This window comes from Virgibacillus pantothenticus, from assembly GCF_018075365.1.
GTDB classification, from domain to species: Bacteria; Bacillota; Bacilli; order Bacillales; family Amphibacillaceae; genus Virgibacillus; species Virgibacillus pantothenticus.
On record NZ_CP073011.1, the window covers coordinates 3,081,746 to 3,104,729 of the forward strand.

Sequence of the window (22,984 nt, forward strand, 5' to 3'; positions counted from 1 at the left end):
CATTGAGAACGGAAATTTTACACCTCCACTTTATTTTTTATAATATTAACACAATTTTTATGAAATTAAAAGAAAAATCTCTCAATTTATAAAATTGTACCAATAAAATGATTCGTAAAATAAATTCTATTTGTCTTGAAGCATCTTTACACTGTAAGGATCTCCCTATCTTAGTCTGTTCAAGTACAAAAAGGGCAAAGTATAAAAAATGTTCTTCCCATTTTCTTGTTTTAAAGCTTTATTTCCCCGAAAAACAGACGATAATATATGTAACTAGTTTATAAAAAGGGTGATATTATGATTATGCGTTCTATTGGTACGGAGCGTTTTTCAAGTATTAATCCTCATACCACGTATAAAAAAGCATCAACAGAAACATCGAAAGCGGATAAAAGCGGTTCCGAAAAGAAAAATACAAGCTCCTTGCCAGATAGGGTTGTAAATAAGATTAAGGAAATGGCACAGGATGGTGCAGCGAAAAGTGTGTACATGGGAAAGGATTATATATCCTTTATCAATTCTTATAAAAAACAACATGTATCTCCTGATCGTTCAAAACTGATAAGACTGCTGACACCTACGTTATTGACTGCAAAATATACTAATGGTTTACCATTCTTTTTTAGGCTTATTGGATTACCTTTTACAGGGAAAATGTGTGTTGGTGCAACTGGGTCATCGATGTTTATTTATGATGAAAACGGTGACGAAGTATTATCTTATAGCACTGAATCTGGGTGGAAAGAGGGGCAGACAAGGGCAGAAGCTCAGTTCTACGGTGAAACAACGGCAATTTATTATAAAGCCTACAAAGCCGCAAGAGAAGAAATGAAAGCGAATTCGACACAAAATTACGATATGGGCGCTAGCTCTACCTTTAATGCAAGAGCGTAAACAACAGTAGTAAGTAGTTTACTTTCCTCTCTTTGAATATTTCCAACATGTTGCAATGCGTGATTAGTAGAAATATCAATCTAGCTGTATTAATAGAAAAAGGGTAAAAATATCCCAGGATAAACTCCTGGGATTATTCTTGCCCTTTTATTCTAACAAGACAGTAGCAGTTTTACAGGTTTAATACGATTAGATTTAAATGTTTATACCTAATAATCTAGTTGACGATAATAACGACGAATTTCTAGGGGATGGCAATTTAACTTTTCGACATGTGCATCTATTCTTTGCGTTATTGCATGCATAATAAAGTACGATAATCGACAACGATATTTATCGCTAATTCCTGGTAATTCATATTCTTTTGAATCTATAATTGTATAATTGCCACAAATTCGAGGCAATAAATTACCCACCCTCTGCGCTAATTCGCGCTGCTCGTCTTCTCCAACAAATAAAGTTACTGGAGTGGTTTCATCTATAACCTCTAATGTTCCATGTAAAAATTCAGCTGCATGAATGGATTTTGAACGTAACCAGCTTTGCTCTTCCCAATAACACATTGCATATGAATATACTGCACCCCATTGGTTTCCAGCACCAATAAAGTAATGGATAGCATCATGTCGATGCTTTTCAGCAAATGCAAGACCAAAATTATCAGCTGATTTTTCTACCTCTACTAAAGCAGCAGCTAAATATTCTTTTAGCTCTTTATAATAAGCTTCATAATCATCAAATTCGCCATTACGATACATGAAACGGTCAGCAACCATAAAGAATTTTAGTTGTTCATTTTCTGGATATGATATAACATAATCACCCATTTCTGCTAAGGGAGTATTTGGTTCATCTACAAACGCAATAATCGTTGCACCCAGTTCTTTAATTTGTTTCGTTGCCTTAACCACCTCTTGAGTCGTCCCAGTTACTGAAGATAGTATAACGATAGATTTATCTGTTAATCTTTTGTTCCCAGTTGTATAATACTCTGCAGCATGTTGAACAAAAACGGGTAGACTACTTTTTCCGTTGATATAGGTCACCGCCTGCATACTGGAAGCATATGTACCTCCAATGCCTAAATAATAAATATTGTCAAAACCTTTATCATAAACTTTATCTATCATGTTTTCGATATCGCTTTTTAAAGCTATAGCACCATTCACACTTTCAATTTGTTTTTCTTCATCGAATTTTAACATTTTTTTACCCTCTTTCTTTAAATTTTACTTTGTAGTACTTGATCAAAATCATCAAATATTCGTTTTTCTAAATCAATCCCTTGTAATGAAGCAACTTGATAAGCTAAATATTGAAATGGTATAACTAATAGTAAAGGGCTTACCTTCTCATCTATTTTCACGTCTAACCCTAATACATCTTTTTCATGTGAAGCTTTAGTCGTAATAACATAACATGTTTTGACGTGGTTTATCATATACGTTCGTAAAGCCTCTGAACGAGACAAGACTTCACCATCTGTTTCAATAAAAAACAAACTATGCATTTTATTTGCTTCTAAATAAGGGCCATGCATATAGGCCTCTAACTCAAAACCTTGAGATGGCTTCCTAATCGTTTCTGTAAATTTTGTTTCAGCTTCTTTTGCTGTTCCCCAGTTTGGTCCATAACCAATAGCGATAAAACGTTGATCATTTATTAAAGCATCCTTTTTATTATCAAAAAATTCCTCTGTTTTATCGATAACCTTATCAATATTACCGATAACTTCACGAAAGTCCGTTAAATAATTTTCCATGTTCAGTTCATTGATTCGCTTTGACTGAAAAGCTATAGTTAAAGATAACAACATTAAGTTTAATACTGTTGCTGAATACCCTTTCGTTACAAAGCCAACTTTTTCAATGCCCATATTAAGATTAAAGGTGGCATTAACAACTTTTGTAATCGGACTTTCGCTATTACTAGTTAACGCGATGGTTTTTATTTTTTGAGATTTCGCTATCTTTTCTATAGCGTAAATCGTTGACGTACTTTTTCCACTTTGCGAAACAGCGATAACTAAATCAAATTTTGGATCCACCATACCGTAATGCAAAAAGTTGAATGGTTCTTGTATATCTATATATATTCCGGCAGTAGATTCCATATAAAATTTTGCTGCTAGGCTTGCATTATAGGAGGAACCTGTCGCTAAAATAAGGCAATGTGTAATATCTTTTAGCTCTTCAAAATTATAGTTAAACTCTTTCAAAATCTTTTCTAACGTTACTTGCTCCTCATAAATATAATCCAACATGCATACCATTCTATGCCCTCCTTAGAAAATGCCAATCCAAGCCCCTAATATTCCAACAACAGCCATTCCTCCTAGAATTGTTAGAGGTTTCACATCTTTCTTCAATAAATAGAAAACCATACCAAAAGCGGCTAATGGCAATAATTTAGGAAAAATATCATCAAGAATGCTTTGAATTTTAACTGCCTCTTCCCCACTACCTATTGAAAGTGGAATAGTAATATCAATCATGGAAGCAGTCATTGCACCAACAACTATTAATCCAATAATGGCTGCTCCTAAGGTTAAGCTATGCATCAACCCACTACTTTGAATTTTCTTTAAAAATCCAGTACCAAGCTTATATCCCCAGCCGGTAAATAAATAACGGAGTGTAATATGTGGAACGTTAAAAATCAATAAAAATAAAATTGGTCCTAGAATATTTCCTTGTAGCGCAAGTGAAGTTCCCACGCCTGTAGCAATTAAACGTAAAGTTCCCCAAAAGAAAGAATCTCCGATACCCGCTAACGGTCCCATTAAAGAAGTTTTTATGCTATCAATCGCTTTTTTATCAAAATTTTTATCGATACGATTTTCTTCTTCCATAGCTGCATTAATACCTAAAATCAATGTTACAAGATGTGGTGTTGTGTTAAAGAATTCCAAATGGCGTTTTAATCCTGAAGCCATTTCTTCTTTACTCTGGTAAAGTTTCTTTAAAATCGGAATCATTGCGTAAACATACGCCATATTCATTTGACGCTCATAGTTCCAGGAAAACTCCATCTGGAAGGAACGCCAAAAAACTTTATTTAAATCCTTTTTAGTTATCAATGGTTTCTCTTTTGAATCAGAAGTCTTCGTCATCATCAATAACCTCCCCACTTGTTGTCTGAACAGCTTGTACACTATTTGTTCTATAATTCATGATATTTACGACGATAACTGCTAAAATAGCTCCAAACACAGCAATTCCAGTAATAGGGATATCTAAATAAGCTACTATAATAAACCCTAAAAAGAAGTAAGGGGCGACGGTTTTATTAATTAGTAATCGAGCCAACATTGCAAACCCTAATGCAGGAATAATACCTGTCGCAACAGTTAATCCATGTTGTACAAAGTCTGGTATCATATTTAAGAGTGACTGAACAGCGTTATTTCCTACAGAATAAGAAATGGCTACTACTAACGCCAACATGAATGAAAGTCCAAATCCTGCTGTCAGGTGCATTCGTTCAACCCCTTTATAATCTCCTATCGCAGCATAAGTGTCTGCTTTATGGTTCATCATCGGGATTAATAATCCTAAATAGACATTTTTTAAAATTAAAGTTAATGTAGCAATGGGTACTCCCAGTAATAATGCTGTTTCCGTTCCTGCACCGGCTGTAATAGCAAATGCTGTTCCAAGAATTCCTCCAGTTACAACATCAGGCGGAATAGATGCTCCTACTGAGAACGAACCAATAAAAGCTAATTCCAAAGTCGCTCCCATTATAATCCCTGTTTTAATATCCCCGAGTACAATTCCAACCAGTAAACCTGTAACAATTGGACGTGATAACAATGAAGTTCCCAAAGCATATTCAGATTGAGCGATAAATGCTACGATCCCAAGAAGGATTGCTTGTAAAATCATTCAAATTCATCCTTTCTTTAAAAAGCGTCTAAAGCTTCCATTTTCTTATCTGTTGGTATTTGTCTGATTTCTACCTCTACTCCTCCGTCTATCAATTCTTTAACTAAGGATTCTTCCTCTGCTGTAATATTGATTGCCTTTGAAATGTTTCTTGTACCCTTACGTACTTTCATACCTCCTAAATTAATGTGCTTAATCTCTGGATAGGCTTTTGCCAATTTATAGGCATCCTCAACAGATTCAACTATAATAAATAATTTGTATTTATCAGTTACTCCACTCTTCAAAGCTTCAATAGAATTGTCAATATTTTTTATAACCAATTTCACCCCCTGTGGCTTTGCTAGTTTAATAGTAGTTTTTCTAATTTCATTTTGGGGTACATCATCATTTGCAATCAAAATACAATCAACTCCTAGATTTTGAGTCCAGGAAAATGCTACTTGACCATGTAAAAGGCGGTGATCCACTCGCAATAATTTAATCATCCTTATTTCCTCCCTTTCAAAAATCCTCTTCTTCCTTTTCGACCTGGATTGTTTCGTTACAAAATTGAAGCATTTCTTTTGAATTACTTAAAGAACTTTTGATCAATTGCGGAATGGATTCCGCTGTTGCAAAGTGAGTTACGATTTCAATTAACCAAGGTAAATTCATTCCTGATGCCAAGTAGAAATTAGGAGTATGAATATATTTCAAAAATTCATTATTTACACTGCCTCCAAATATATCTGTGATCACGATTAATTCATTACTTTGATTTTCTTTCATTAATTTCTCTACTTCCGTGGCTAAGTCATAATTTGCTGTTAAATAAGCATTCAGAGTTACAATATTATTTTTTTTACCGCAAATTAATTCTAGGGAACTTAAGATTCCGGAAGCAAATTCCCCGTGACTTGCCAAAACTAAGATTCTTTCCATCTTTTTCACCTCACTTTCACTTATTATTAAAGCAAACAGCGTGCCAACTTTAGTGGCACGCTGTTTGCTAATATTAGAATTCTTCTTTAATCATTGTAAGATCAAGCTTTTGAAAAAGAATATCGTGAATGTACTTTAATTCTGAATTTGGTATTTTGACACTATAATCTTCTTCTATGACACTGAAAGCCTCTTTTATTCTAGCTAGCTGTTCTTTTCGACACTTTTCATCGGTGTCATCTCCACTATATGTTTCAATTGGGACGTTACGAATTAACCTTTCAATTAAACAACTAACATGTACATATAGAGCAAGCTTTCTTTCATTTTTAATTTTTTGTTCAGTTAATTCCTCTAAAATTCGCATAAATAATTCAATTTCAGCCATCACTTTATCAGTATCAAGGATAGTTACAGAATCAATTACTTTATCAAGTGAAAAATTGCGGATTAACCTATTGTTAAATTGTTCTGCTTTCTCATCATCTAAATCCTTCATTAACCACTCTCGAAGATGCTGAGCACCTTTTCCGGAAATCAATTCCTCAAGAGATAAATAAGGTATATCTTGGATCATTGGATTAGCTGTTCCAACAATTCCAACGACCTCATAGAGTGAAAAAACAGTCTCTTTTTCTTTTTGCTCATGCAGTGTTTGGTAATCAAAAGGAAGCACCTTTAACGGGCTATTTATTGGCAAACTCTTTTCAAGAAGTTTACTAATTTTTGTTGCTGTACCGATTCCAGTAAAGCATGTAGTTAATAACGCTTTATTTTTATTTTTATGTGGATAAATTATTTTCCAATCTGGCTTATTGTTTTCAAAAGAATGAATTGCTAGCTCAGATAGGTTAATACTTTTCTGGATATTTTCCCCTATAGCTATTGCTAAAGGCGTAGTTAGATTATTCATAATCATAACTGGAACTGACAATTGTTGTGGAAAATACTCGTATATTTCTTTTAAAGATCCCATATCCACCAAAATAACAAGCCCATTGCTTACATCATTTTTTTCAGTATAATCCACTATTTCCTCAGCTATTTTTTGTGGCGTTGTATCTATTGGCATATCAAAAGATTCAAAAATATTTTTACCTAATAAGCGGTTAGCGACATTAGCGATACTACTTGCAGTTGCATAACCGTGAGCAACAATAATCGCCTTCGCAAAATTGGATTCTCGTGATAAACCTAACTGGCTAAAGTAAAGTGTGAGTAAGATTAAATCCATGTCAAATACTTCAATGTCCAGCCTAGGTTTAATGATAGATAACATCCTTTCCGTATATTGAAACAGCATAGGGTATGTTTGAATTACTGCTTGTTTAAATTCTTTTATTAAAGATTGTACTTCAACATCTTCAGGTTGCCAACGTACAGAACTTCTTTGAAATAAATAGTAACTAATCGCATAAATGCTATTACCATTGAATATAATTTGATAGGATGACTCCATTTGTTTTAATGTATCACGTACATATTGAGTCATAAATAATAATAATTCGTGTTTTTTCTCTCTATCTGTTTCAAACAGCAAAAAATCAAATAGGTTTTCTACTTCTTTTTTTATATCTTCATCAATAGCTGTAATATTTAATTCAGATTTTTTAAAGTTGGCTAGTAATCGTTCATATGTACGAATAATCCTTAACTCTTCAGGCTTTTTTTTCATTGATAAATTTTCTATAGTTGTTGTTTCATCAATGTTTATATTTTCTTCTGTGCTTACACTTGCTTTAAATACAGCTTTTGTTAATAAATCAGGAGGTAAGTGATAAATTGTAATATGAATATGCTTGGCATCCTTTTGTTCAGAAAATGCTTTTGCAACAGTTACTTTAACTACATTTTTCAATTTACCGATATTTCCTTGATAAGGGGTAGTTTTTAATAAGTGTATTACTTGACTACTCACTAACAGTACTTTTCTTATTTTTGCTCTTTCTTTTATAAAAAAATTATATATCATCTCTAACCGTTCATTTTGAGTTCGTTGTTCCAATGAGGGTAATTGAATTTGAACAGGAATACGACGTATAAAGGTAGATAAAAAGACGCTATTCAAATCCTCTGTCGTTGCAAAAAATATCCTTGTACTAACCTTACGTGGCATATTTGTTTCTCCCATTCGATAAATTACACCTTGGTCAAGATAGGTAAATAATTTTTCTTGACCCTCTGCATTTAAACGATGCACTTCATCTAAAAATAAAATCCCCCCATTTGCCTCTTCAAAAACTCCTTTGTGATCTTCATCTGCTCCCGTAAAAGCTCCTTTCGCATGTCCAAATAAATGACTAGTTAAAAGTTCAGGATTATTAGCATATTGTGCACAATTTAAAGTAATGAGTTGTCCATCCTCCTTAATCAAATCGTTTGCCAAACAATATTGGTAGATAATCTTCACCATATAACTTTTGCCTGTTCCACTCTCTCCTGTTAATAAAACTGGTAAACCGTTTTCCGGGTAATATAGTGCTGCCTTTAATTGTTCTATACTTCTTGCTAAACTTGCATCATTTCCAATTAAAAGTGAAAACATATCATTCCTTTTTTGAAATAAAGGCTGTTCTTCCTTTAATTCATCTAAACTTCGGTATATATTTTTGGATAGTGTATAGAATTGTGTTTCAAAAGCGTTCTTATGAAAAAAATAGACTGGGCGCGTATTTATTTTAATTATAATTCCTTGCTCATTTAATTGATTTAAATAGTGACTAACAGTATTTCTTTTAATTTCAAACTGTAGACCTATATTTTTTGCAGTAAAAACTTCACTTATATTATCTAAGTCTAAAAAAGCTGTCTGATTTTCTATGTATTTTGTTATCTCATCTTTCATCATACTCCTCACCTCTTTTTCATCATTAGATAAACGCTTACAAAAGTCAATGTATAAAAAATAACTTTTACTAAACAAAAACTAATTATGGGAAATAACTATATTTTATGGAAAATCATCTATCGTGAGAGCAAAAAGTTTATTCTTTACTCCATATAATGATTCAACAAAGTGACTTTATACTCACCTAATATAGAATCCTAGATTATAAAAAGGGGTATTACTATTTTGACTTTTTATAATAATGAGGAAAATTATATTAACTAACGGCTTAAATCTTATTTCAATTAATAATAAAAATCTGGTGATATTGAGAATGGAGATTATATATTAATTATAGCGAGAGGACCAATTAAAGAAGCTTACCCGATGCAAATTGAAAAGATTGAAAAGATTAAATTTCTCTAGCCTTAGCTAAGTTACAACCACATAAAAGCGCTATTTAGGAATGTAATAACATACAAAAGTAAAACTATAGATGTTAAAAGTAAGCAACTAGCTAATTCATACTTTCAATTTTAACTTCATGATATGTCAACACGTAACTAGACATTTTTAAGATGTTCTTCTTTAAACTGGATAGAGATTATATAGTCTTCACAACAATAATTAAACCAATGGTACATAACCAGCTTATTCCATATGGTGCGATTGTTCAATAAGAACAGCCGCTTCTTACGCTAACACAGTAGTTTAATTTAATCTTAATAATTATTTTAGCATTGGTAAGTAATACTTTCATTGTATTTATATCGTGTTTTGCGATATAATCAATTAAACGATATATTATTGGAGGTATTTTATATGATTGATGAAATAAATAGATACTTTACTAATATTTATTTTGAACTTCATCCGATACATCAAGAAGCCATTTCTCACCAAAGTGTCCGTATATTACAAGTGGTAGATAAAAAGCAGTTTGTAATGATCCGAGATATTGCAGAGCATTTATCAATATCACATAACACTGCATCGGAACACGTGAAAAGGCTAGTAAGTAATGGATGGCTATATAAAAAAAGATATGAAAAAGATCAACGTAAGGTTTATTTGCATCTAACGGAACTCGGTGTAACGGTACTAAAGAAAAATACAGAACTAGATGAAAAAAAATTACAAGCAGCACTTGACAAGTTATCAGATAAAGAAAGGATACAAGTTGTTAAGGCCTTTCAATTACTTAACGAGGTGACAAAGTAAATGTATTTGTTTATAAAAATTGTAAGTTCTGCAGTCATTATTGGTATAGTAACCGAATTAGCAAGAAGATTTCCGGTATATGGTGGAGTGATAGCAGCTTTACCTTTAATCAGCATTCTAAGTATAATTTGGCTAACTGTACAAGGAGAATCCGCAAAAACGATTAATGAGTTTACAGTTGGAGTTATAGCAGGTCTTCCAGCAACAATTGTAATGCTCCTAATAATTTATTTTGCGTTTAAGCATTCTTTTCATTTATCAGTAGCGTTTTTATTTGGAATTATTGGTTGGGGATTCTTTTTAATCATTCAAAAATATATAACTGGATTATTTTTCTCCTAGAAAAGATAAAATAGATATTTAACGGAACATGTACTTCAATATGGATTCGATACTACAATTAGTGATCATGTTGTTCTTTTTAGTAACTGACCATTAAATCATAGTGGCAATAAAAAGATGAAATGTGTAAAATCATAGTAGGATACCAAAGTAAACCTTTACAAAACGGTTTATTCATGGGAAAGTGGTAAAATATACAACCAGAGGCGACACCATTCATTAGTTCATATGTAAAGCTATCATCTGATTTTATACCGAAGAATTAACCGTATTATTAGTAAACATTTTTCCTATCATGCAGTAGCAGTAAAAGAACTGCAAAATGTATATTCGTAAAAAAGATACAAAAATTCAGTCCCACATAAAAGGTTATATTATTACAATATATTAAATGGGGTTTGTAAGATGAATATTGAAAAAATTAAATATTTTATTGATTTAGTTGAATGTAGGAGTTTTACCGAAACAGCAAAGAAGAATTATGTATCTCAGACTACCATTAGCCAACAAATTGCTTCACTTGAAAAAGAGTTTGACATGCAATTGATTGACAGAAAACAAATTCCTATTGAACCAACACAAGCTGGCTCGATTTTTTATGAAGAGGCAATTGTGCTCTGGAAGCAATATAATCATATGCAAGCTCAGATGAAGAATTATCAGCAGTGTCATACTCAACTATTGTCTATAGAATATTCGGCCTTGACGGATATTCAAGTTTTATTACGTTTTATTACTTCGTTTAAAGAGCTGAATCCAACGATTAACCTAAAATTAAATAAAGTATTGTTAAAAGATATTTCAGAATTTCTAAGAAAAGGGATATATGATGCTGCAATTGCTGTTGATTCAGAATTTAAAGAAAAAGAGGATATTTTAACACATACATTGTATAGAGGAAGGTATTGTGCGGTTGTGGGTAATCAACACTCTCTTTTTCATAATAGGACTATTTCAAAAGAAGAACTATATAAATATCCACTTATCATGCTGAATTCAACTGCGATTGGAACCTCTTATTATTTAATGATTCAAAATGCGATAAAGGATGGTTATGAGCCGAATATATTGCAAATGGTGGATGATGTCGAAACAGAGTTATTTTATATAGTAACAGAGAATTTGATTGGATTTTTACCAGACAATTATAGCCTTGCATACCCAAAAGATGAGGTTCGATTAATCCCATTAAAAGATTCACATCATACATTTAACATAGAAATAGGCTATTTTAAAGATAATCCAAATCCATCATTACAACGATTTCTTCGTCAAATACAAGATTCGTTTCCCCAATAGGTTATAGGTTTTTTGTATTTGAATTTGTTCAGTGTTTCACTTAATGTTTAGTTATAGATACTTTCAAAAGGAGTGCTAGAAATTATGGGGAAATTATTATTGACTGGTATTGATGGAAATTTAGGTAAGCAAGCAGCTGACTATTTATTAGAATTGGTTGATAAAGATAAAGTTATTTTTTGTAGTTATGATCCTACAGCTTTAAAAGAGTATGAAAAACAAGGTATTGAAACACATGTGACCAACTTTAATAAAATGGATGGTCTAGCAGATGCTTTTACTGGTGCGGATAAGCTTGCTTTAATATCTATGCCTTTTGTTGGATTGAAACGTCAACGTGCACATAAAAACGTTATAGACGCTGCTAAGGAAGCTGGCGTAAAACAAATCATCTATACATCATTAGTAAATGCAGCGGATGAATCAAATCCGAGTGTTGAAAAAATTGATCATATTTATACGGAAGAATATATTAAACGTATCGGTTTAGATTATATTTTTCTTCGTAATTCTCAATATGCCGAAGCAATGATTACAAATTACTTCACTTATGTTAAGGGTGATGGAGTACTGAAAAATAGCCAAGGTGATGGAAAAATGGCATATATTTCACGTAAAGATTGTGCAAAAGCTGTTGCATTTTCGATAGCATCTAACGAGTATCAAGAAGCTATTTTAAATATTAATGGACCGGAACTAATGACCATTTCTGAGTTTATAGCTATTGGAAATAGAGTTACAGGCAACCATGTAACCTATGAAGAAATTACGGATGAAGAAAATTATGCTATCTTTGATGCAATGGGAGTTCCTAGAACAACTGATGGTGAATTTAAAGAAGGCTCCGAGGCGCCATTTTCATCAGATGGCATGGTCACTTTTGCTCAAGCTATTCGTTTGGGGAAAATGGATGTATTTACGGATGACTTTAAGAAACTTACAGGTCAAGACCCTCTTACAGTAAAATATATGTTTGAACATGCTAATCAATTTCAAATAGGTAATCGTCATTCAAAAGATAATTGAACAACTGTTGATATTTAAAACAAAAACAAGCAGCTAGAAACTGATTTACCCCAGATCTAAGTTACGTAAGCCTACCACTTTAGGAAGTTATAGAGTATATAAGGAGTCTAGCCGGGATATAGCGACACCTAACTACCCGATTCGTTTGGGGTAACAGGACAAGAAAAAGCCACGACAGCAATACTTCGCACTCAGTAAGGCACTCTTATTTTCCAAAATAAGGAAGACCTCTTAATCATCCGCAGAAAAAGAGGTCTTCTTTTTCAAGGACGCCCGAGTTTTTAGTCTTTGCTCTATTTCTATCTGAGGGGATGAAGAAAAGCCCTACTGATACAATTTTTTCTCTATTCTAATAAATAAATTGCTTGTTAAATTGATCTAGAATCATCATCTGCTGTTTTAATCAAATCCTGGTAGCTATCAGCCGTTTCTGGAAATCTTTAGCTAAGTGATCCGCTATTACACTGGCTGATCTTTTCCGATAGCTTCTTTAATAGTAGCTATTTCCATATATTCTTTTAAAATGGCAAGCAAGCGGTTTTTCTTGAATGGTTAAAATTCGTTCAGCTATTTCTGGATAGGTTACACTTAGTTGAACAGATTCATTAAGGTCATATAAATCTTGATTCAATAATAAGTCGGAGGAGAGTTAATTATGACCAAAAGAGAAAGAAAGACATTCTCAAAAGAATTTAAAGAACAAATTGTCCAGCTGCACCTTTCAGGTAAACCTAGAAGTGATTCACAGCCCATAGCAGTATATGAACATCCTTATACGTTACCCATTGTTTATCGCCACGAGCTTTGTTATCCTCGTTAGTTTGTAAGCTATTCCATGTCATACTACCCCTGTCATGTAAAATGTCACCTCGCCTATTTATCATATTGTTTTCACAAACCAAGTATTAAAGCAGAACGCCTTGATGATATAACCATCATGAGTTATGAATTTTCATTAGCATTTTTTATGTTGTCCAAAGTTTCTCACAAAAAAACCAAAAACACCTGTTGCCTATGAGACAATCAAGTGCTTTTGGTTAATAAATATGTTTGACTGATTTACAAGCATTGGGTCAAGGTTTTGTTACTATCAACAAGTATCTATTCTGTTAACATATTTAGAAATTTTTCAAAGCTATTGCTTATAATATATGTTACAGGATTTAAATCTGCAGACTCTTCATGATTCCAAACGCATACAACAGGCTCTTCAACATCGTTACGATAGTCTAAGCAAACAAAGTCACCTGCAAATAAAACAGCTATTGGTAGCAGTTCAGTACCAACTAAATTTTCATCAAAAACAATTCTTTCGTCTAATTGTGTTCTAACTACTCCTATATCATAATACTCATCGTCTCTTTCCCCGGTTACTTTTAAAATACATAAAAACCTATCAATCATATAAAATTTTGCCTTTGATCAAAACTCGTTATATCTAACAGCGTTCAACTTTTCGCCTCCCGTTACAAAAATCACAATTTATGTAACGCTTTTTAAACGAGAACCTAGTATTATACGACCACGAACGTCTCTAATGAAAATACAACCTAAAATTTTATTAGCCTCAAACAATACTTACGCTTTTTATTTTACCCATTGCTTATCGCCACGAGCTTGTACGATCTCGTTCGTTTGTTGCCAATGCCCTGTCATAAGTCCTCCTCCTACTTTGTAAAATGGTCATCTCGTCTCATTATCGTATTATTTTCACAAACCAAGTATTAATACATAATGCCTTGATGGTACTACCTTATGAACTCTCGATTCTCAAACAAGTTACTTTCTTTTTGTCTCACTTAAATATCAGTTAATTTAATAAATAAAAGTAAAAACCTTGAAAGGCGTAAAACCATTCAAGGTATGTTTTATTATCGTTCTTTAATCAGCTAGTAAATCATTCAATTCTATTGACATTAAAGCTGATTCGCTGCCTTCAAAAAATATTAGTTTGTTGTTCTCAAATTCATAGATTTCTATGTCGGGATAAAACTCAAAATCATTTCATCTGACACTACGTTTGAATTTACTTGTAGTGGAAAGGTTTCAAATACTCGTACTACAGCGTTCTTTCGCAGACGAGAAACAAAGAAATACCCCTCATCTGTCATACGATCGAAACGTTCATAATCTAAGTAACCACGATCAAAAACGTACATGCATGCTTTGTCATCAACCAAAACTTCTAATTGTCCGCGGTCGTGCTCAATCGCATTTGTGATGACCGCTTGATCCGAATAAGAAAGGCCTTTTTCCATAAATACGAGTCGTAAATGAAGTTTGACACCTGACTTTGTTTTGCGAAATTTAGCCCATTTATGGTTCGTTAAATTAAGTGGTAATGTACTAGAATCAATGATTTTTAATGGTGTTGTTATTCTTCTACGATTTTGGAAATCTGTTTTCTTATGGATATCAGAGACTAAATCCAGAAAAATCGTTTGAAAAAAAGCAGTCGGAACGTGATTCAATCTTCTTCCTAATTGTGAGAAACTGATGGAATCTAACTCTGTAGCCTGTTGTAGTTCATCCGAGAAAACAGCATCGCTAAGCGCTCGTAAGCTTTCCGTTTCATGAAGTTGAGCATACAGAAGCAATGACATAAATGAATCCATATGTAGCTTTTTAGTATAGTGATTTAGTTGATACTTTTTCACCTGTTCATTAAATAATGTTTGATTTATAGGTGATAACCATTGTTTAAATGATGTTTTTCGTGTAGACTTATCCATGGTGTTTGTCCTTTATATTGGATCTGGATAGGTTACTACCGCCAAACATTATAAAGGATTTTTTTATGGAAACAAAGTGTTTAAGAAAATTCTGTATTTTATATCGCATATGAATATTTTAATGCGACACTAGTGGTAATATATAATAAAAAAACAAATAAAATCAATCATTTTCATTATACAAGAAGTGCAATAGAACCATTAAAGAAAATAAAGAAATAAAAGGAGAATTGCATAGATGGGTGAAAGAAAAAAACTCTTGAATCTAGTAAAAAGTTATTTAGAAAAGAAAATTAATACAGAAACATTTGCAAATCATTTCACTATTTTTTTTAGTCAAGAAATAAATTACGATGTTTTAAATGAAAAAGAATATTTACTGTTTTGTGAATTAGAAGACATTGCTAGTCGCTTTTCCCCTTTCGAAGAAGATTTTTTAGAGTATCCGTATTATTCTAGAGAAGAAGACGTATTTAAAAAGGCGAAAGAGGTGTATGATAACATTAATTAAAGAGAACGAGATACGTTCTTCATATACTGATAAAAGATAATATATTTTAGTTATTTTAAGGTAGTATGTCAGCATGTGTATAATGAAAATATTAATTAATTTTTAACAAAGTGAGTGTCCTTGGTAAATATGAAGAGGGGGTTATTCTTTACGTGCCCCTTTTGTGCCCCTCAAGGCTCATTTGATTTGAGGTGACGAGTGTTTCAATAAGAATATTATCAAACCAATGTATTGATATAAGTTGATTTTTAAGAATTATCAGTTTCAAGTTGGAGGGAAGTATCGGATAACTGCTTTAACCATTGTCACATCAGTGTTTGTGACATGTGGTGTTTTTGTATACGCCAATTTTTCACCTAAATAAAATAAGAATATTCGGTTAGCAAATTTCTGTGATTTTGAGTCTAAAACTGAAGAAAGGTGAAATGTCCATTTGGTGAAAATATACAACAACGGATACAGCTGTTTTTCCATCCACTTCCCGAGAAGAACTTTTTATAGCTTGGATAATGGTGGCTCAATTTCCTGTAAGCCAACCCTGTCTACTTCAAATGCTTCTTCATTCAGTTTGGCACCGCTAATTCCTTCATCTCTAAAAAAATGGATCATCCAGCAACAACCGTTTACAGTCCAATCACCATTTTCAATTAAAATTTTTTACTTTAAATATCACAAGCATATTTTAATCAGCCCTTATATTTTACATTTCCAGCCTTATTATTGTATGCATCATCGGCATTTTCAAATCTTTTCACCTTGGAATTATATAGATCCCATAACTCGTCCATATTGTTTTGCAGCTTTTTTCTGGTTGATTCAATACTTGTTTGGATTCTTTCCATATGTCGCCGGTTGATCTCACTTGCTTCTTTTTCCGCATCCGTTGGGTCATCAAACAAACCGAAAAAAGAAGCAGGTTGCTGGTAGCTTTTGTTTAATGCTTTGAAAACATTTGTTGTAATTCCACTATCGATTTGCTTCAGATTTACGATCCACACGCATCATGGCATGTCTTGATAATGGTAAAATATACCTAGTAGTGTCTGTTACGTAATTTTCAAATAGCGATAATAAGTCATCAATTTGTATTTCGTAATCAGCGATTTTTTCTTTAGAAGTGTGAATATTTTGGTCCCATGCTTCAACACTTTTTCCGTCATTTGTTCGAATAAAGGTATTCACCTTATCCAGTGAATGGTCCATTTTTTCTAAAGCACGCTTATATGTCCGAAGTTCGCCAATAATATCATCCAAAACCCCATAATTAATTTGTAAGTCACGCTTCACGAGCCATCACCGCCAATAGCAGCCCCAAGTTCTTCGTCCACTTCTTTCATTCCTTTGAGTAAAGCTACTCCGGCTTGATAGATTTCTTCCATTTGTTTGCTCAAATCCTGATTCACATCATTATTCATGTTATCCAGTAAACCATCCATCTTAGAAATAAAATCCGATTGAAATGATTTAAGCCGATCCCTCGTGTTAGAGCGAAAATCTGTTGTATAGCCCTCAAAATCATCAATTGCTGCTCGTAAATCATCAATGATTTTTTGCAGTTCTATAAAATCCACTTTAATTTTTTGTCCAGATACCACAAAACCCCTCCCATTATCAAAAAACTAGCGAAAATGAATGGATTCTATTTCGGCAATTAATTGATTAAGTTCATTTACCATCTCATCCACAATCGTCCCCATATGCTCCTGTACAGACGCATTTTCTAAATCCATATCAGTAAAATTTTGCTTGATTTCCTTACGTGCATCTTTCAAATTGTTAATAATCCCAGAATCCCAGCCCCCGTACAACAAGCCACGGCAAAAATCACGATCATATAACGCCATCATACATCCCCCACTTTTAGTTCCATATCCATCTCCTGCTGTAATTTAGACATATCATGCTCGGAAAATTCAATCGAGTTCAGATCTTTTTCAACAATAAATTCCTGTTTCATTAAGAATACAAACGCTTCCTCCATCTCATCCTGATACCCACGATGAATCACTCTTTTTATGAGTGGTGCGGTAAAATTAATTTTCGCACCCGCTTTGATCTCACCAACTGGATATAGAATACCAACATAAGGAAAATAACTTTGATAATTTTTTGGACTGACAAAGCGCCCCGTAATCACCACTTTAGATGGAGAAGTATTGTTTTTATCTGGTTTAAAATAGGTTGGATCAAGCTCCACAATCGTTCCAAGTGGCAGGACTTCCCTCATAATTTCGATCGTATTCGCTAAAAGCTCGAATAACCTATCGTGCTGCAATGAAAACTGCTTATTTACATACGTAATAGTGCAATAACCTTCTTTTTGGTTAACTGAAACAATCCCATGATTCCACTCTATGTCAGCGTTAGTTTGCTTTCTCTTGAGGGTTGAAAATATGTCATATAGCATCTTCTCTTCACGCAAGCACAACTGAAAAAATTCTCGTACGTTCTGACCGACTTGCAAGTCCAAATCAGTGCTGTATGATTGGATCAATTGATCTACTTTCTTTAAAGCGAGACTTACTAATTGTTTTTGCATACGTTCCGTCATAAAGATCCGCATCTCCCTTTCCTATTCTGGAATAAACTACTTGTTACCCTAACAATGAAACGTAATTCAGTGGGTATTGCTTCCTAAGAACCCGCACTCTAGTAAAATAGATGCTTGTTTTCTCCTTTGAATTGTTATACTTTCATAGCTGTTGAGCTATGGAAGTCCCCATTTTTCTATTTGCATTCTTCATGTTATTTTTCCCTCTTATAAGTGAATCTTCACTTCGTAAGTACTTTCTCTACTTTTTCCCCTTCCGAATGTAAATAAATATGATTCGGACTTTTGAATTACAGTTGGATTCCTTCGTTTATCTCCTTAATTCCCCCATAAAATGAAGATATTAATTCCAGTTAGCTCTGTAACACGCACAGTTTAGCCATTTTATTCTATATATTCATCTTAATGCTAAAATTATCCATCCACAACGTGGCTATTTTCCTAATTTCACATGCATATTTATAACTAAATAAATATGCATGAGGTACTTTTAACTTAGAAATTATTTCCTTTATTTCTGCTTCCTAGGCATAAAGTGAATCTTTAATCAGTAGAGGTTTTCATTTATCCCCAACTGATTGTTAGTAGCCCAAAGTTATGACCTAAAAGCCTTATACGAAACAGTGCGTTTAGGTGCTGTTACCTTCTACTTAGACTTGTTGCTGTACAGATTATCCAACTCCTGAAGTAGGAGTCTTATAGCACCTTATATACGGGATAAAATACAAAAATTAACAGAAATCGGCTTGACAACACCTTTTACCTTTGGTTAACTTAACATTGTATGAAAAAAAGGGACTTTTGGACTAATTCTATAGTTCTAAAAATATTTAACTTCACCATAGGGGAGAGTACATATGAAGCAACATATACTTATGAAATCAGCTTTTTTATTATTTTTATTTACTTTAGTACTTGTACTATCAGGATGTACCCAGTCGCCAGAAAAGACATTAGAAGAATTAAAACAGGCAGTAGAGGATCGTGATTACATTACTTTTTATGAATTAGTGGATAAGGATGATGATGTTTACTGGACAGAGAAACAGGCACAAAGTATGATTGAAGACTTTCATGATAATCGCGAAGATTATGCAGTGCAATTAGAATTACTCCAACAACAAGCAATGGCATTGAAAGAAGATAATCCCCTCATTAATGAAGAAGGAATGCTTTATTTTAATAAAGATGAGCAATTAAAGGTAAGAACATATGCAGTAACCGCTGAAGAAGGACTTTTAGACGGCGTAGAAAAGCTATCCGTCAAAATAGACGACGAGAAAGAATTAAACATAGATGCAAATAAAAATGATACGCTAAAATTAGGTCTTTTCGGTCCTGGGGAATACAGCTTTGAAGCAGCAGCCGAATATCCTTATGCAGATGTAAAAAATAAAGGCGAGTTTTATGTATCAGGAGTAAGTGATTTTAATCAAGCTGTTGAATTAGGCTTGGAAGGAAAATATATCGGTATTGCCTCTCATATACCAGACACGAAGCTATTCATAAATGGAAAAGACGCTAACGTGAATATTTCAGAATTAGATGGTGGAGAGATGAATGACGAAAGCCTTTTCGGTTCTACTTTACTAGATCATAACTTTGGTCCAATATCAGAAGGAATTTCTTTACAAGGAGTAGCAAAAATGCCTTGGGGAAAAATTAAGAGCGAAGAAGTTAAAATAACATCAGATACTAAAAGCTATGATTTATCTCCCAAAATATTACAAGATAAAAAAGCACAAAAGAAAGTAACAGAACTAATAAATAATTACCAAAAAGATAAAATGACAGCATTGGTTAACTTAGATGATAAACATTTAAAGAATTTATCTAATTCCTTTAAAAAGTCACTTTCTAAAGAAATCATACAAGCAAAAGAGCAAGAAAGAACTTACGCTGGACAAGTTTTGGGTACAAGGATTGATTATTCAAAGGCTCTCTATGAAGAAGGGGAAGGCGGAAGACATTATGTAACTATTCCTATTGAATTACATAGAACGTATGTAGAAAGATACTTTTTTAACAAAGATGAGGAACCAACGGAAGAATATGAGCATCAAGAGATTAAACTAGAGTACATCAGTGATAAAGAGGAATGGATTATTGATCAAGAGGATAGCTATTATGGAGCTGACGAAGATGACTATATGAAGAGTGAAGAAGTAGTAGAAACTGAGTTTTAGAATTAACTTTTCTTACTATGTATGTAAAAAGACAACATCCAATTAAACAAGGCAGTTCAATTGTTGTCAGTAAAGAATCACAGACCGCACTGTCCAATGGTCAATCTGACTTAGCCCTACATAAAGGCATGTTACTAGTATCCGCCTTATAGGCAAATTTTTTACAAACTCGTCTTCATTCTAACTACTATTTTGTCTTCTATCATACTTGCTTCAAGAAGAAAACGAGATGGTGGGAGTTAGTTTTATAGCTACCACCATCTTTATGTTAGCAGTACTAAATGACAAATAAAGAGTTCATATATTACTTATGTCTCCGGTTTCTATTTTACACTTTGTAAACATTAATTATTTATTCATAACCACGTGCATATTGCACTATCTCTACAAATTGCTTTGCTAAATCAGTCAGTTCTCGCCATTTATTTTTCTTTTGTAATTTCAACGCCTGTAATCCCCCCTTTTACCAATGAATCGAATAACATATAATGTCTTCGTTGGGTTTATCTTTCGTACGACCGCAATGATGCCTGATTTTATTATTGATTAAATACCATTATACCTATCTGCTTGATGGTGTATATTACCGAATTACATCATGCTTGCCATACATGAATTGTTCAATAGTCTGCTTATCAGGTAAGCCCTCGACATCGCCATACGTAGAAACTACCATTGCACCAATTACAGCTCCAAGACGTACAGCCTCCTCTAATGGCTGTTTATCTAATAAAGCTGCTAACACACCAGCCGCAAAGCCGTCACCTGCACCAACTGGATCAACGACACGCTCCACCTTGTAACTTGGAATAAACCCTCCTTCGCCTCCATCAGTAGCATAATGCACCCCATTAGCATCATCTTTCAATACAACAGAACCTACATTTTTATGGCGAAAATAGGCTAGTATTTCATTAATATCATCTGTATTCAATAGTGTCACTGCCTCATTTAAGCCTGATAACAAGATATCACTCTGTTCTGCCAAGTAGAGTAGACGTTCTTTGGCAATTACTGGATTGTCCCATAGCTTTTTTCGGATATTAGGATCAAAGCTGGTCATGATACCATTTTGTTTTGCAAAGCTGAAAAGCTGTTTGCTAACTTCCCAGCAACTTTCACTTAATAGTGGTGTAATACCAGTAATATGAATAATTTTCGCTTGTTTGATATATTCCCAATCTATATTTTCCATCGTTAGCAGACTAGCGGCTGACCCTTTACGATAATAATAAACGCTTGCATGTCCCTCACGAACTCGCTCTTTAACATACACTCCTGTTTGTGCCTTGTTAGTCCTGACCACACGTGATGTATCTACATTCTCCGGATAAATGCTTGCACATAATCCCCTAATGCATCTTCACCAAGCTGACTGATCCAACCGACTTTTTTATTTAGACGTGCTAAGCCAATTGCTACATTAGATTCTGCTCCACCAATTCGTTTACGGAATGTATCAACATAACGAATGGGGCCATCAAATACTGGATCAAATAGAACCATTGTTTCCCCTATAGTTATAACATCCAAACCATTCACCTCTTCTCGATTAAACCAATTTGTCGTAAAACGTTTCTTATCTGCTCTCGTTTCTTTTCACTAACCATTCTAGCAGGTGGCTGCACATAGGTCGGAATGTCCAAACTGCACATTTTGGTTGCCTCTTTTATCACACTGATAAATGGAATTTCTAATTGATATAGTGTGGGTATTTGAGCTAACTTCTGATGTAGCTCCATTGCTGTTTTATAATTTCCCGTTCGAAAAGCTTGATAGAGATCAACTGAAAGCTGTGGTGCAAAGTTTACACTTGCAGAAATAGCGCCATCCCCTCCAAGAGCTAACGTATTAAACAAATGATCATCAAACCCTGCTAACACGGAAAAATCAGGGTATTCTGCTTTTACTGTTGTAATCATGTCCCGGATATGTGCCGTGCTATCAATAGTTTCCTTGATACCGACAATATGCTCGTGCTTTTTTACAAGACGAAGAACCACATGAGGCGGTATACTTTGTCCCGTCAAAGCTGGAAAATTATAAAGTAGAATTGGCCCTTCTACAGCATTTGCTATCTCATGGTAATGGAGATAAAGATTCTCTTCTGATAATTCCCAGTAGTAAGGATTAATAACAACCACTCCATCTGCATTTTGATTAAATGCATGGCGACTGAGTTCAATTACTTCTCGTGTATTTGTACTTCCAGTTCCAATTAAAATTGGAAGACGCTTGTCCACATATTGGATTACAAATTCAGCTATTTCTTTTCGCTCAGTAGACGATAGTTGTGTAAATTCTCCACCACTCCCAAGGAAAAATAAACCATCTACATTACTATCAATTAAAAAGTCAATAACCTTCTCCATACTCCCCGGATCAAACTTACCTTGCTGATCAAACATGATCGATACAGGAGGTATAACCCCTTTAAATTTCACTGGCATACTAATTCACCATCCATTCTAAAGGTACTGTGATAAATTCTGGGAATACTGCTTTTTATACGCGTCATGAAGATTAAAGTAGCTCTTGAATAAATCATATGTTTTCTCTACTCTTTAATCATTTATAAAATACA

The 22,984-nt window shown here is 33.6% G+C and carries 23 protein-coding genes and 3 pseudogenes; 8 read left to right on the forward strand and 18 right to left on the reverse strand.

Translation table 11 applies throughout. The features are described 5' to 3' along the window. Positions 1-297 precede the first annotated feature (297 nt). Complete coding sequence (locus KBP50_RS14255) at positions 298-894, forward strand: hypothetical protein (protein WP_050351941.1); 597 nt, start codon at positions 298-300, stop codon at positions 892-894. A gap of 209 nt (positions 895-1,103) precedes the next feature. Here KBP50_RS14255 and KBP50_RS14260 read toward each other — a convergent pair whose 3' ends face one another. The 7 genes from KBP50_RS14260 to KBP50_RS14290 all read right to left on the reverse strand — a co-directional run bounded on the left by KBP50_RS14260 (position 1,104) and on the right by KBP50_RS14290 (position 8,553). Further along, positions 1,104-2,099, reverse strand: a complete 996-nt coding sequence (locus KBP50_RS14260; RefSeq protein ID WP_050351940.1) for an SIS domain-containing protein — start codon at positions 2,097-2,099, stop codon at positions 1,104-1,106. Positions 2,100-2,116: 17 nt separating this feature from the next. After that, on the reverse strand, positions 2,117-3,166 hold the full coding sequence (locus KBP50_RS14265) for a glutamine--fructose-6-phosphate aminotransferase (RefSeq protein WP_050351939.1): 1,050 nt from the start codon (positions 3,164-3,166) through the stop codon (positions 2,117-2,119). 12 nt (positions 3,167-3,178) lie between these two features. Then, a complete protein-coding gene (locus KBP50_RS14270) occupies positions 3,179-4,006 on the reverse strand; it encodes a PTS system mannose/fructose/sorbose family transporter subunit IID (protein ID WP_050353474.1) in 828 nt (275 codons plus the stop codon). After that, the gene (locus KBP50_RS14275) at positions 3,990-4,781 is read right to left on the reverse strand and encodes a PTS mannose/fructose/sorbose/N-acetylgalactosamine transporter subunit IIC (protein ID WP_050351938.1); all 792 of its coding nucleotides are present in this window, start codon (positions 4,779-4,781) and stop codon (positions 3,990-3,992) included. The genes KBP50_RS14270 and KBP50_RS14275 overlap by 17 nt, the downstream gene beginning before the upstream one ends. A 17-nt stretch (positions 4,782-4,798) precedes the next feature. Then, complete coding sequence (locus KBP50_RS14280) at positions 4,799-5,269, reverse strand: PTS sugar transporter subunit IIB (protein WP_050351937.1); 471 nt, start codon at positions 5,267-5,269, stop codon at positions 4,799-4,801. 16 nt (positions 5,270-5,285) lie between these two features. After that, a complete protein-coding gene (locus KBP50_RS14285) occupies positions 5,286-5,705 on the reverse strand; it encodes a PTS sugar transporter subunit IIA (protein WP_050351936.1) in 420 nt (139 codons plus the stop codon). A 73-nt stretch (positions 5,706-5,778) separates the two neighbouring features. Further along, entirely contained in the window at positions 5,779-8,553 is a 2,775-nt protein-coding gene (locus KBP50_RS14290) for a sigma-54-dependent transcriptional regulator (RefSeq protein ID WP_175609449.1), read from the reverse strand. 801 nt (positions 8,554-9,354) lie between these two features. Between KBP50_RS14290 and KBP50_RS14295 the strand changes: the two genes are divergently transcribed. The 4 genes from KBP50_RS14295 (at position 9,355) to KBP50_RS14310 (ending at position 12,420) form a co-directional block, all read left to right on the forward strand. Further along, positions 9,355-9,753 (forward strand): MarR family winged helix-turn-helix transcriptional regulator, encoded by a 399-nt coding sequence (locus KBP50_RS14295; RefSeq protein WP_050351935.1) that lies wholly within the window; start codon positions 9,355-9,357, stop codon positions 9,751-9,753. Further along, the gene (locus KBP50_RS14300; RefSeq protein ID WP_050351934.1) at positions 9,754-10,095 is read left to right on the forward strand and encodes a DUF3147 family protein; all 342 of its coding nucleotides are present in this window, start codon (positions 9,754-9,756) and stop codon (positions 10,093-10,095) included. It begins immediately after the preceding gene. Between the two features lie 405 nt (positions 10,096-10,500). Then, the gene (locus tag KBP50_RS14305) at positions 10,501-11,394 is read left to right on the forward strand and encodes a LysR family transcriptional regulator (RefSeq protein WP_050351933.1); all 894 of its coding nucleotides are present in this window, start codon (positions 10,501-10,503) and stop codon (positions 11,392-11,394) included. A gap of 84 nt (positions 11,395-11,478) precedes the next feature. Then, positions 11,479-12,420: an NAD(P)H-binding protein gene (locus KBP50_RS14310; RefSeq protein WP_050351932.1), complete on the forward strand. Its 942-nt coding sequence runs from the start codon at positions 11,479-11,481 to the stop codon at positions 12,418-12,420. Between the two features lie 490 nt (positions 12,421-12,910). Here KBP50_RS14310 and KBP50_RS14315 read toward each other — a convergent pair whose 3' ends face one another. Next, entirely contained in the window at positions 12,911-13,051 is a 141-nt protein-coding gene (locus KBP50_RS14315; protein ID WP_156875358.1) for a hypothetical protein, read from the reverse strand. Positions 13,052-13,075: 24 nt separating this feature from the next. Here KBP50_RS14315 and KBP50_RS14320 point away from each other — a divergent pair, with 24 nt between their 5' ends. Continuing rightward, entirely contained in the window at positions 13,076-13,240 is a 165-nt protein-coding gene (locus KBP50_RS14320) for a transposase (RefSeq protein WP_128743421.1), read from the forward strand. Between the two features lie 281 nt (positions 13,241-13,521). Here KBP50_RS14320 and KBP50_RS14325 read toward each other — a convergent pair whose 3' ends face one another. The 3 genes and pseudogenes from KBP50_RS14325 to KBP50_RS14330 all read right to left on the reverse strand — a co-directional run. Continuing rightward, complete coding sequence (locus KBP50_RS14325) at positions 13,522-13,824, reverse strand: SMI1/KNR4 family protein (RefSeq protein WP_236691410.1); 303 nt, start codon at positions 13,822-13,824, stop codon at positions 13,522-13,524. A gap of 477 nt (positions 13,825-14,301) precedes the next feature. Next, a pseudogene (locus KBP50_RS22165) lies at positions 14,302-14,424 on the reverse strand (hypothetical protein); the annotation flags it as partial. Continuing rightward, positions 14,403-15,152: pseudogene (locus KBP50_RS14330) on the reverse strand (IS4 family transposase); the annotation flags it as partial. The pseudogenes KBP50_RS14330 and KBP50_RS22165, both read right to left, overlap by 22 nt. 238 nt (positions 15,153-15,390) lie before the next feature. Here KBP50_RS14330 and KBP50_RS14335 point away from each other — a divergent pair. Further along, the gene (locus KBP50_RS14335; RefSeq protein ID WP_050351931.1) at positions 15,391-15,663 is read left to right on the forward strand and encodes a hypothetical protein; all 273 of its coding nucleotides are present in this window, start codon (positions 15,391-15,393) and stop codon (positions 15,661-15,663) included. Between the two features lie 686 nt (positions 15,664-16,349). Here KBP50_RS14335 and KBP50_RS14340 read toward each other — a convergent pair. The 5 genes from KBP50_RS14340 to KBP50_RS14360 are packed head-to-tail and all read right to left on the reverse strand — an operon-like array spanning position 16,350 to position 18,214. Next, positions 16,350-16,661: a hypothetical protein gene (locus KBP50_RS14340; protein ID WP_050351930.1), complete on the reverse strand. Its 312-nt coding sequence runs from the start codon at positions 16,659-16,661 to the stop codon at positions 16,350-16,352. Then, the gene (locus KBP50_RS14345; RefSeq protein WP_050351929.1) at positions 16,630-16,950 is read right to left on the reverse strand and encodes a hypothetical protein; all 321 of its coding nucleotides are present in this window, start codon (positions 16,948-16,950) and stop codon (positions 16,630-16,632) included. Before KBP50_RS14345 ends, KBP50_RS14340 begins: the two co-directional genes overlap by 32 nt. Then, entirely contained in the window at positions 16,947-17,258 is a 312-nt protein-coding gene (locus KBP50_RS14350; RefSeq protein ID WP_050351928.1) for a hypothetical protein, read from the reverse strand. Before KBP50_RS14350 ends, KBP50_RS14345 begins: the two co-directional genes overlap by 4 nt. A 24-nt stretch (positions 17,259-17,282) precedes the next feature. Further along, on the reverse strand, positions 17,283-17,507 hold the full coding sequence (locus KBP50_RS14355) for a hypothetical protein (RefSeq protein ID WP_050351927.1): 225 nt from the start codon (positions 17,505-17,507) through the stop codon (positions 17,283-17,285). Then, a complete protein-coding gene (locus KBP50_RS14360) occupies positions 17,507-18,214 on the reverse strand; it encodes a DUF4176 domain-containing protein (protein WP_050351926.1) in 708 nt (235 codons plus the stop codon). Before KBP50_RS14360 ends, KBP50_RS14355 begins: the two co-directional genes overlap by 1 nt. 857 nt (positions 18,215-19,071) lie before the next feature. On the opposite strand from KBP50_RS14360, the gene KBP50_RS14365 reads away from it, so the two are divergent. Then, complete coding sequence (locus tag KBP50_RS14365; protein WP_050351925.1) at positions 19,072-20,400, forward strand: TcaA 3rd/4th domain-containing protein; 1,329 nt, start codon at positions 19,072-19,074, stop codon at positions 20,398-20,400. 583 nt (positions 20,401-20,983) lie between these two features. Here KBP50_RS14365 and KBP50_RS14370 read toward each other — a convergent pair. Next, a pseudogene (locus KBP50_RS14370) lies at positions 20,984-21,906 on the reverse strand (sugar kinase). A gap of 32 nt (positions 21,907-21,938) precedes the next feature. After that, positions 21,939-22,850, reverse strand: coding sequence for a dihydrodipicolinate synthase family protein (locus KBP50_RS14380; protein WP_050351924.1), 912 nt, complete (start codon positions 22,848-22,850; stop codon positions 21,939-21,941). Between the last annotated feature and the right edge of the window lie 134 nt (positions 22,851-22,984).